The organism is Streptomyces sp. NPDC046215, assembly GCF_040646215.1.
In the GTDB taxonomy this organism is placed as follows: domain Bacteria; phylum Actinomycetota; class Actinomycetes; order Streptomycetales; family Streptomycetaceae; genus Streptomyces; species Streptomyces stramineus.
This window is the reverse complement of sequence record NZ_JBEYZW010000020.1, coordinates 90,668-101,651: the sequence shown is the minus strand read 5'-3', so window position 1 is coordinate 101,651 and position 10,984 is coordinate 90,668. Positions and strand designations below refer to the sequence as shown.

Genomic DNA, 10,984 nt, shown 5'->3' with positions numbered 1-10,984 from the left:
GGCGGTGCGCGCCGTGGGGGCGCGCCCACCCCCGCCGGACGGGCTGGAAAGCCCGTCCGGCGTTTGAGGACACAGCACATCAGCCCGTCCGGCGTTTGAGGACAGGGCACAGCAGCCCGTCCGGCAGGACACCGCCGCGCAGCGGTGGAGCGCCCCCGGGCCCCGCCGGAGGCCCTAGTAGCGTCGAGCCGTGCACGACAAGAACGCCTCGCCCGCCCCGGCCCTGTTCACCTGGGAATTCGCCGCCGACCCCTACCCGGCGTACGCCTGGCTGCGCGAGCACGCTCCTGTGCACCGCACGGCGCTGCCCAGCGGGGTCGAGGCGTGGCTGGTCACCCGGTACGCCGACGCCCGCCAGGCCCTCGCCGACCAGCGGCTCTCGAAGAACCCCGGGCACCACTCCGAGTCCGCTCACGGCAAGGGCAAGGTCGGCATCCCCGGCGAGCGCAGCGCCAACCTGATGACGCACCTGCTGAACATCGACCCGCCGGACCACACCCGGCTGCGGCGCCTGGTCTCCAAGGCGTTCACCCCCCGGCGCGTCGCCGAGTTCGCGCCCCGCGTGCAGGAGCTGACCGACCAGCTCATCGACGACTTCTGCGCGAAGGGGGAGGCGGACCTCATCCACGACTTCGCCTTCCCCCTCCCCATCTACGCCATCTGCGACCTGCTCGGCGTACCGCCCGAGGACCAGGACGACTTCCGCGACTGGGCGGGCATGATGATCCGCCACGGCGGCGGCCCCCGCGGCGGGGTCGCCCGGGCGGTGAAGAAGATGCGGACGTACCTGGCGGAACTGATCCACCGAAAGCGGGAGAACCCCGGCGAGGACCTCATCTCCGGCCTCATCCGGGCCAGCGACCACGGCGAGCACCTCACCGAGAACGAGGCCGCCGCCATGGCCTTCATCCTGCTCTTCGCCGGCTTCGAGACGACCGTCAACCTCATCGGCAACGGCACCTACGCGCTGCTGCGCAACCCCGGGCAGCGCGAGCGCCTGCAGCGCGCCCTCGCCGAGGGCGACGAGGGCCTCCTCGCCACGGGCGTCGAGGAACTGCTCCGCTACGACGGCCCCGTGGAGATGGCGACCTGGCGCTTCGCCACCCAGGACCTGACCCTGGGCGGGCAGCGCATCGCCGAGGGCGACCCCGTGCTCGTCGTCCTCGCGGCAGCCGACCGCGACCCGGAAAGGTTCACGGAACCGGACACCCTGGACCTCGCCCGCAGTGACAATCAGCACCTCGGCTACGGGCACGGCATCCACTACTGCCTGGGCGCGCCGCTCGCCCGCCTGGAGGGGCAGACCGCGCTCGCGACCCTGCTGCGCCGCCTGCCCGATCTGCGGCTGGCCGCCGATCCGGAGGAGCTGCGCTGGCGCGGCGGGCTCATCATGCGCGGACTGCGGACCCTGCCGGTGGAGTTCACGGCCTGTACCAAATGACCCTAGGTCAACTCACGTGACCTTCGCGTGACCTCCGCTACATCAGCTTGTGACTCCCGGGGCCCGTCGCTATGTTCGACGACCATATTCGCCGCCACATGAGAGGCCCTCACATGCGCTCCGGGAACGGTCGACATCGCAGACCCCGCCAGGTACCCGCCATCGTGGTCGCGGCGGGGGTGACGGGATCCGCCCTGGCCATGCCGCTGCTGGCCGCCACCGGGGCGAGTGCCGCGGACGCCCCCACGTGGGACCGCGTCGCCCAGTGCGAGAGCGGGGGCCTGTGGAGCGCCAACAAGGGCAACGGCTCCTACGGCGGGCTGCAGCTCACCCAGGAGCTCTGGGAGCAGAACGGCGGCCGGGCGTACGCCCCGCGCCCCGATCTGGCCAGCCGCTCGCAGCAGATCGCCGTCGCCGAGAAGATCCTCGGCAGCAGCGGAACCGGCGCCTGGCAGGGCTGCGCGGCGACTTCGGGCCTCGACAAGGGCGGCAAGGCACCGGAGGTGAACCCGGGCAGCACCGTGGACCCCAAGCCGTCGGCGACCACCCCGCGCACGCCGGAACCCGAGCCCTCGTCGCCTGCTTCACCTTCCTCTCCGGCCGCACCCTCCTCACCGGCCACCCCGTCCGCACCGCCCTCGGCCTCGCCTTCGGCGCCCTCCTCGCCCGCGGTGCCGTCCGCGGAGCCCTCCGCGACCCCGGGCGGGCCGTCGGCCCCGGTCTCCCCGTCCCCGTCGGAGCACCGGCCCGGCACGCCGGAGAGCACGCCGTCGGCCCCCGCGGCCGGGGAGCAGGACGGGCGGCACCGCAAGGGCGGTCCGGCCGACGACCCCACCGAGATCCCCACCGCCCCCGCCCCGTCCGCCGACGCACCCTCCGGGATTCCCTCCGGCACGCCCGGCCCGGACGCCCCCGGCGACCCCGCCACCGGCACGGACGGCACCGGCAAGCACCGTGCGCAGCCCCCGCGTTCGGACGACGGGCGGCCCTCGCGCGGCGGCGCGGACGCCCGTCCGGGCGTACCGGCCACCGGGGACTACACCGTGCGAGATGGTGACAATCTGTCAGTCATCGCGGAAAAGCACTCCGTTACGGGCGGTTGGCAGTCTCTGTACGAGCGCAACGAGAAAGCTGTCGGAAGCGATCCGGATTTGATCCATCCAGGTCAGAAGCTTGAGATCGGTAAATAGTGCGAGAGTTCGGGGGGAATGTCCGTTCCAGTCGAAAGTGAGACATGGGTCTCGTTGACTTTTGCTGGAACGGCCCCTTCCCAAAGTTTCGACACCCGCTCCCACCTGCGGAAATGATCGGTTCCTCGGGGTAACGCGGGGCAACTGTGGCCGGAAAGAGGGGTTTGAACCCTCGGGCCGACTGTGTTTACCGTCGAGACCGCTCGCCACCGCGGGCACCACGGTCGTCACGCCGAATCCTGCCGACGACCGGCGGAGTCGTCGCGTTAAGCGCCGTAGGCAGGAGCGGGGGAACCAAGGTAGGCGCCGTGATGGGCCGTCGGTCGGTGACCGGCGGGAACCGGAGCGGCTTGGGGTGAAGCCGAGTGTGCTCGCACACGAGGCCGGGCGAACTCACAGCCCGAACCCGACAGCTCACCTCGTAGGCGTCGGTGAGGAAACGACTCATGTCCAAGGGCAAGCACCGCCGTCCGTCCAAGGCCGTCCGTATCGTCACGCTCGCCGGTGTCACCGGCGCGGCCGTCGCCGCTCCGCTGATGATCGCCACCTCCGCGAACGCCGCTTCCGTCTCCACCTGGGACAAGGTCGCCCAGTGCGAGTCCACGGGTAACTGGTCCATCAACAGCGGCAACGGCTACTACGGCGGCCTGCAGTTCTCCAAGAGCTCCTGGGACGCCGCGGGTGGCGGCAAGTACGCCGCGTACCCGCACCAGGCTTCCAAGAGCCAGCAGATCGCCGTCGCCGAGAAGCTGCTCGCCATGCAGGGCCCGGGTGCCTGGAGCTGCGCTCCCGGTACCGGCCTGAGCGCCGGCGGCCCGAAGGCCAACGTCGACACCTCCGGTTCCGGTTCGGTGGCCAAGAAGGCCGACCGCGGCACCACGTCGACGAAGTCCCACGCCGACCGCAGCGAGCGCCAGGCCGCGCCGAAGCAGGCCGCGCCCAAGCACGCCGCCCCGCAGCCGAAGGCCGAGCAGGCCGAGGAGGCCCCGGCCCCGAAGCAGGCCGCGCCCAAGCACGCCGCCCCGCAGTCCTTCAAGAAGGGCGACGGCGAGTACGAGGTCAAGGCCGGCGACACCCTCGGCAAGATCGCCGACGCCAAGAAGGTCCAGGGCGGCTGGGAGAAGCTGCACGACCTCAACAAGGACGTCGTCGAGAACGCCGACCTGATCTTCCCCGGTCAGATGCTGCACCTCAGCTGATCCGGCGGGCGCGGTGGAGCACCGCGCCCCCCTCGCCCATGACGGGCCCACAGCGGGACGGCCCCGCCCCGGCACGCCTCTCCCCGAGGCGTGCCGGGGCGGGGCTCCGCCGTTCCCGGGCCCTCCCGCCGGCCCCCGGCGCCGGCCCGGACCCGTTCCCGCTCAGCGAACACCCCGGTCATTCGTCCGGTGATCTCGGCATTTGTGCGGTTTTTCGGCCCGGGAGGCGGTCCGTGGGCAGGCGCAGCCTCCGGCGCCCGTTAGGCTCGTGCTGCAGAACTCCAGACACCCACGAAGGAGACCCTCGTGCCGTCCATCGACGTCGTCGTAGCTCGCGAGATCCTCGACTCGCGAGGCAACCCCACGGTCGAGGTCGAGGTCGGCCTCGACGACGGCTCCACGGGCCGTGCCGCCGTGCCGTCCGGCGCCTCCACCGGTGCCTTCGAAGCCATCGAGCTGCGTGACGGTGACAAGAACCGTTACCTCGGCAAGGGCGTCGAGAAGGCCGTCCTCGCCGTCATCGAGCAGATCGGCCCGGAGCTCGTCGGCTACGACGCCACCGAGCAGCGCCTGATCGACCAGGCGATGTTCGACCTGGACGCCACCGACAACAAGGGCTCGCTCGGCGCCAACGCCATCCTGGGCGTCTCCCTCGCCGTCGCGCACGCCGCGTCCGAGGCCAGCGACCTCCCGCTCTTCCGCTACCTGGGCGGCCCGAACGCGCACCTGCTGCCCGTTCCGATGATGAACATCCTCAACGGTGGGTCGCACGCCGACTCCAACGTCGACATCCAGGAGTTCATGATCGCGCCGATCGGCGCGGAGTCCTTCTCCGAGGCCCTGCGCTGGGGCGCCGAGGTCTACCACACCCTCAAGTCCGTCCTGAAGACCAAGGGCCTGTCCACCGGTCTCGGCGACGAGGGCGGCTTCGCCCCCAACCTGGGCTCCAACCGCGAGGCCCTCGACCTCATCCTCGAGGCCATCAAGCAGGCCGGTTACACCCCCGGCCAGGACATCGCGCTCGCCCTGGACGTCGCCGCCTCCGAGTTCTACAAGGACGGCTCGTACAACTTCGAGGGCAAGTCCCGCTCGGCCGCCGAGATGACGGACTACTACGCCGAGCTCGTCGCCGCGTACCCGCTGGTCTCCATCGAGGACCCGCTGTTCGAGGACGACTGGGACGGCTGGAAGATCCTCACCGAGCGCCTCGGCGACCAGGTGCAGATCGTCGGCGACGACCTCTTCGTCACCAACCCCGAGCGCCTCGGCCGCGGCATCGAGGAGGGCGCCGCCAACGCCCTGCTGGTCAAGGTCAACCAGATCGGCTCGCTGACCGAGACCCTCGACGCCGTCGAGCTGGCCCAGCGCAACGGCTTCAAGTGCATGATGTCCCACCGCTCCGGCGAGACCGAGGACGTCACCATCGCCGACCTGGCCGTCGCCACCAACTGCGGCCAGATCAAGACCGGTGCCCCGGCCCGCTCCGAGCGCGTCGCCAAGTACAACCAGCTGCTGCGCATCGAGGAGATCCTCGACGACGCCGCGGTGTACGCCGGCCGCAGCGCGTTCCCGCGCTTCAAGGGCTGAGCGACCCCCAAGGGCTGAGCGATCCCCAAGGGCTGAAAATCCCCCCGGGACAGACAGCAGCCTCACTACGTCCCCGGCCACGGTCCCGTACCGTGGCCGGGGACGTACGTTCGTAGCGAGGCTGCGGGCGCCAGGAGACCCCACGGGGAGGCGATGTGGCGGCGGAACGCTCCTCCACCGCAACCAGGCTCAAGGCTCTCGGAACGGTGCTCGCGCAGCGCCCGGCGGCCCGCGGCGGCCGGGCGTACCGCGCCAGGCCGCCCCGCCGCAGCCGGCTCACCGGCCGCGCCGCGCTCCTCGCGCTGGTCGTCTGCTCCCTGGTCGTCGCCCTCGCCTACCCCATGCGCCAGTGGGTCACCCAGCGCTCGGACATCGCCGACCAGCGGCGCCAGTCCGAGCAGGCCCGCGAGCACGTGAAGCGGCTCCTGGAGGAGAAGGCGCGCCTGGAGGACCCCGCCTACGTCGAGCAGCAGGCCCGCGAACACCTGCACTACCTGCGCCCCGGTGAGACCGGCTACAGCGTGATCGACGGCAGCGGCGACGCCCGGCGGCCCAGGGACCAGGGGGCCGCCGACCGGCCCTGGTACAGCAACCTCTGGGACGGGGTGGACGCGGCGGACGCCACGGCCCCCGCGCCCGCGCCCGGCACCACCGCCTCCCCGTAGGCCCGTACCGACCCCGATCCGAAGACCGAGCACGAGCGAGTACGAGCGAGACATGGACACCCCTCCTCCGAAGACCGAGCCCACCGAGCCCACCGACGCCGACATCGCGGCGTTCAAGGAGCAGCTCGGCCGGCCGCCGCGCGGCCTGCGCGCCATCGCCCACCGCTGCCCCTGCGGCAACCCCGACGTCGTCGAGACCCAGCCCCGGCTGGAGGACGGCACGCCGTTCCCGACGCTGTACTACCTGACCTGCCCGCGCGCGGCCTCCGCGATCGGCACGCTGGAGGCGGACGGCGTCATGAAGGAGATGACGGCCCGTCTGCAGACCGACCCCGAGCTGGCCGCCGCCTACCGCGCCGCGCACGAGGACTACCTCACGCGCCGCGACGCCATCGAGGTCCTGGAGGGCTTCCCGAGCGCCGGCGGCATGCCGGACCGCGTGAAGTGCCTGCACGTGCTCGTGGGCCACTCCCTGGCCGCCGGCCCCGGGGTGAACCCGCTGGGCGACGAGGCCATCGCGATGCTGCCCGAGTGGTGGCGCAAGGGCCCGTGCGTGGGCGCCGGGGCCTGCGGCGGTGACGAGCAGTGACCCGCGTCGCCGCGATCGACTGCGGCACCAATTCGATCCGCCTCCTCGTCGCCGATCTCGACCCCGCCACCGGGGAGTTCACCGAGCTCGACCGGCGGATGCGGATCGTGCGCCTGGGCCAGGGCGTGGACCGCACCGGACGACTGGCCGACGAGGCGCTGGAGCGGACGTTCGCCGCGTGCCGCGAGTACGCGGACGTCATCCGGGACCTGAAGGCCGAGCGCACGCGCTTCGTCGCCACCTCCGCGTCCCGCGACGCCGAGAACCGCGAGGATTTCGTCCGCGGGGTCGTGGAGATCCTGGGCGTGGAGCCCGAGGTGATCAGCGGTGATCAGGAGGCCGAGTTCTCCTTCACCGGAGCGACGAAGGAACTGGCCGGCCGCACGGACCTGGACAAGCCGTTCCTGGTCGTGGACATCGGCGGGGGCTCCACCGAGTTCGTCGTCGGCGACACCCACGTCCGGGCCGCCCGCAGCGTGGACGTCGGCTGTGTGCGGATGACGGAGCGTCACCTCGTCGTGGACGGCGAGATCACCGACCCGCCGACCTTCGGGCAGCTCACCGCGGTCAAGGCCGACATCGAGGCGGCGCTGGACCTCGCGGAAGAAACCGTTCCGCTGCGCGAGGCCCGGACGCTCGTCGGTCTGGCCGGCTCGGTCACCACGGTCGCGGCGATCGCCCTCGGCCTGCCCGAGTACGACTCCTCGGTCATCCACCACGCGCGGATCTCCCTGGAGCGCGTCCAGGAGATCACCGGCGAGCTGCTGATGGCCACGCACGAGCAGCGCGCGGCGATCCCGGTGATGCACCCGGGCCGCGTCGACGTGATCGGTGCCGGGGCGCTGGTCCTCCAGTGCGTCATGGAGCGCACCGGGGCCCGTGAGGTGATCGTGAGCGAACACGACATTTTGGACGGTATCGCCTGGAAGGCGGCGGAGGGCGCCGCCTAGGCCCGGCATGGGGAACGGGCCCGCCCGACGTGCTGTCGGGCGGGCTCCCGCGGTGCCCGTCAAGGCCGTTGAGCCCCGCTTTGGGGCCCCTGGAGCGCCGCCCGCGGCCCGCCGCCGAAGAAAGTTCGTGAAATCCTTCACATGAAAAAACAGCCTGCCCGGCGCGCAAGGGGCCCTTTGGGTCCTCTTTGTCGGTTCCGCTGCCCCCGGCCATGGCAAAGAGGCCGGTTTCGGTCGGGTTAAGGAAACGTTTATGCAGCCCGGTGCACGGCAGTGGTCCAGTCGCCGGACCGACCACAAGCCCAGTTCAGCGCGGGTATCCAACGTCCCCGGGCGATCCGTGGTTCCCCCACGGGACTATGGCATGGGTCACGAAGGCGGGGGAGTGTAGCAGATACCCCCGCACACCTTGTGAAGGGGCGCACGAGCAACCCCGCCCAGAGTGCTGGATACTCGAAACATGAGCACCACGGAGCGTCCACGGATCCTCGTAGTAGGCGGTGGGTACGTCGGCCTGTACGCGGCGCGTCGCATCCTCAAGAAGATGCGCTACGCGGAGGCGACCGTCACGGTCGTCGACCCGCGCTCGTACATGACCTACCAGCCCTTCCTGCCCGAAGCAGCTGCCGGCAGCATCTCCCCCCGCCACGTCGTGGTGCCGCTGCGGCGCGTGCTGCCCAAGGCGGAGGTCCTCACCGGCCGCGTCACCACCATCGATCAGGACCGCAAGGTCGCCACGGTCGCGCCGCTCGTCGGCGAGGCCTACGAGCTGCCCTTCGACTACCTGGTCATCGCGCTCGGCGCGGTCTCCCGCACCTTCCCGATCCCCGGCCTGGCCGAGAACGGCATCGGCATGAAGGGCATCGAGGAGGCCATCGGCCTGCGCAACCACGTCCTCGAGCAGCTCGACAAGGCCGACTCGACCACCGACGAGGAGATCCGCCGCAAGGCGCTCACCTTCGTCTTCATCGGCGGCGGCTTCGCCGGCGCGGAGACGGTCGGCGAGGTCGAGGACATGGCCCGCGACGCCGCCAAGTACTACCCGAACGTCAAGCGCGAGGACATGCGCTTCGTTCTGGTCGACGCCGCGGACAAGATCCTTCCCGAGGTCGGGCCGAAGCTCGGCGCGTACGGCAAGGAGCACCTGGAGAGCCGTGGGGTCGAGATCCACCTCTCCACCTCGATGGACTCCTGCATCGACGGCCACGTCGTGCTGAAGAACGGCCTGGAGGTCGACTCCAACACGATCGTGTGGACCGCGGGCGTCAAGCCCAACCCGGCGCTGGCCCGCTTCGGCCTGCCGCTGGGCCCGCGCGGCCACGTCGACACCTCCGAGACCCTCCAGGTCCAGGGCACCGACTACATCTGGGCCGCGGGCGACAACGCCCAGGTTCCGGACATGATCGGCCGCAAGGCCGGCAACCCGAACGCCTGGTGCCCGCCGAACGCCCAGCACGCGCTGCGCCAGGCCAAGGTCCTCGGCGACAACGTCGTCTCGGGCATGCGGGGCTTCCCGCAGAAGACGTACGAGCACGCCAACAAGGGTGCGGTGGCGGGCCTCGGCCTCCACAAGGGCGTCGCGATGATCGTCATGGGCAAGATGAAGATCAAGCTCAAGGGCCGCCTCGCCTGGTACATGCACCGCGGCTACCACGGCATGGCCATGCCGACCTGGAACCGTAAGATCCGCGTCTTCGCGGACTGGACCCTGGGCATGTTCCTCAAGCGCGAGGTCGTCTCGCTCGGCGCCATGGAGAACCCCCGCGAGGAGTTCTACGAGGCCGCCAAGCCGGCCCCGCAGGCCGCCAAGTCCGACACCCCCGCGCAGAAGGCCAAGGCCTCCTAGCGGACCCCGCCCTACAGCGGTCAACGTAGCCAAAAGGCGTCCACCATCCGTGGGGTGGGCGCCTTTTCGCATGTCCGGGCCCGGGTAGTTGATCTACTCTGACGGAATTGGGATGACCGGGGCCGACCCTTGGTGTTTACGTGTCAGTTGAACGTTTCTCCTGACCTTGCATCATGGAGGTGTGCGACATGGCCGACGCCGCTCGACGGCTCACCGCGCTCGCGGAACAGGTATTGGGCATTCCGCTCCCGGTACGGATCCGCGCCTGGGACCGCAGCGAGTACGGCCCCCCGGGCACCCCGGTCCTCGTCATCCGCCACCGCCGCGCCCTGCGCCGCCTGCTGTGGAAGCCCGGTGAGCTCGGCCTCGCCCGCGGCTGGGTCGCCGGCGATCTGGACGTCGAGGGCGACCTCTACGAAGCCCTCGGCCTGCTCGCCGGTTCGGTGTGGGAGCGTGACGAGGACCCCGGCCGGCCCACCGGCCCCGCCGCGCTCCTCGCGGCGCTGCGCGATCCCCGGCTGCGGGAGGCGGGCCGCGAGCTGATCGCGCTGGCCGGGCCCGGGCTGCCCCCCAGGCCGCCCCGCGAGGAGGCGCTCCGGCGCGGCGGCGGGCTGCACACGCTCCGCCGCGACAAACAGTCCGTCAGCCACCACTACGACGTCGGCAACACCTTCTACGAGCGCGTCCTCGGCCCGTCCATGGTCTACTCCTGCGCCTACTGGGAGAGCCCGGAGTCCACCCTGGAGGACGCCCAGGCCGCCAAGCTCGACATCGTCTGCCGCAAGCTCGCCCTCGCGCCCGGCCAGCGCCTCCTCGACGTCGGCTGCGGCTGGGGCTCGATGGTGCTCCACGCGGCCCGCACGTACGGCGTGAGCGCCGTCGGCATCACCCTCTCCGAGGAACAGGCCGCCTACGCCCGCAAGCGCGTCGCCGAGGCCGGGCTGACGGACCGGGTGGAGATCAGGGTGCAGGACTACCGCAAGGTCGCCGACGGGCCCTTCGACGCCATCTCCTCCATCGGCATGGCCGAGCACGTCGGCTCCGCGCGCTACGCCGAGTACGCCGCCGACCTGCACGGGCTCCTCAAGCCCGGCGGCCGGCTGCTCAACCACCAGATCAGCCGCCGCCCGCTGCGGGACGAAGAAGCCTACGAGGTGGACGAGTTCATCGACCGCTACGTCTTCCCCGACGGCGAGCTGGCACCCGTGGGGCGGACGGTCGCGCAGCTGGAGGACGCCGGGTTCGAGGTCCGGGACGTCGAGGCGCTGCGCGAGCACTACGCGCTGACCCTGCGCCGGTGGGTGGCCAACCTGGAGGCGCACTGGGACGAGGCCGTGCGGCTGACGTCGCCGGGCCGGGCCCGGGTCTGGCGGCTCTACATGGCCGCGTCCGCGCTGTCCTTCGAGCGCAACCGGATCGGCGTCAACCAGGTCCTGGCCGTCCGTACGCCCGGATCGGGCGCCTCGGGCATGCCGCTGCGCTCCCGCGACTGGCGCTGAGCAGCGCGAAGGGGCCCG

9 protein-coding genes and 1 riboswitch are annotated in these 10,984 nt (G+C 71.4%); all 9 genes read left to right on the top strand.

The features are described 5' to 3' along the window. The first annotated feature begins 190 nt into the window (after positions 1–190). The gene (locus tag ABZ951_RS12030; protein WP_344086181.1) at positions 191–1,441 is read left to right on the top strand and encodes a cytochrome P450; all 1,251 of its coding nucleotides are present in this window, start codon (positions 191–193) and stop codon (positions 1,439–1,441) included. A gap of 179 nt (positions 1,442–1,620) precedes the next feature. After that, positions 1,621–2,631, top strand: a complete 1,011-nt coding sequence (locus ABZ951_RS12025) for a transglycosylase family protein (protein WP_344086178.1) — start codon at positions 1,621–1,623, stop codon at positions 2,629–2,631. A gap of 261 nt (positions 2,632–2,892) precedes the next feature. Beyond that, positions 2,893–3,074: riboswitch (cyclic di-AMP (ydaO/yuaA leader) on the top strand. Positions 3,075–3,077: 3 nt separating this feature from the next. Further along, the gene (locus tag ABZ951_RS12020; protein WP_344086174.1) at positions 3,078–3,830 is read left to right on the top strand and encodes a transglycosylase family protein; all 753 of its coding nucleotides are present in this window, start codon (positions 3,078–3,080) and stop codon (positions 3,828–3,830) included. Between the two features lie 306 nt (positions 3,831–4,136). Then, complete coding sequence (eno, locus tag ABZ951_RS12015; RefSeq protein WP_344086172.1) at positions 4,137–5,417, top strand: phosphopyruvate hydratase; 1,281 nt, start codon at positions 4,137–4,139, stop codon at positions 5,415–5,417. Positions 5,418–5,572: 155 nt separating this feature from the next. Then, positions 5,573–6,082 (top strand): septum formation initiator family protein, encoded by a 510-nt coding sequence (locus tag ABZ951_RS12010; RefSeq protein WP_344086170.1) that lies wholly within the window; start codon positions 5,573–5,575, stop codon positions 6,080–6,082. A gap of 52 nt (positions 6,083–6,134) precedes the next feature. Continuing rightward, complete coding sequence (locus tag ABZ951_RS12005; RefSeq protein ID WP_344086167.1) at positions 6,135–6,671, top strand: DUF501 domain-containing protein; 537 nt, start codon at positions 6,135–6,137, stop codon at positions 6,669–6,671. Continuing rightward, positions 6,668–7,621 carry a Ppx/GppA phosphatase family protein gene (locus tag ABZ951_RS12000; RefSeq protein ID WP_344086164.1) on the top strand — a complete coding sequence of 318 codons (954 nt, stop codon included), beginning with the start codon at positions 6,668–6,670 and terminating at the stop codon, positions 7,619–7,621. The genes ABZ951_RS12005 and ABZ951_RS12000 overlap by 4 nt, the downstream gene beginning before the upstream one ends. Positions 7,622–8,081: 460 nt before the next feature. Beyond that, positions 8,082–9,467 (top strand): NAD(P)/FAD-dependent oxidoreductase, encoded by a 1,386-nt coding sequence (locus tag ABZ951_RS11995; RefSeq protein ID WP_344086161.1) that lies wholly within the window; start codon positions 8,082–8,084, stop codon positions 9,465–9,467. A gap of 188 nt (positions 9,468–9,655) precedes the next feature. Further along, on the top strand, positions 9,656–10,966 hold the full coding sequence (locus ABZ951_RS11990; protein WP_344086159.1) for a cyclopropane-fatty-acyl-phospholipid synthase family protein: 1,311 nt from the start codon (positions 9,656–9,658) through the stop codon (positions 10,964–10,966). The last annotated feature ends 18 nt before the right edge of the window (positions 10,967–10,984 follow it).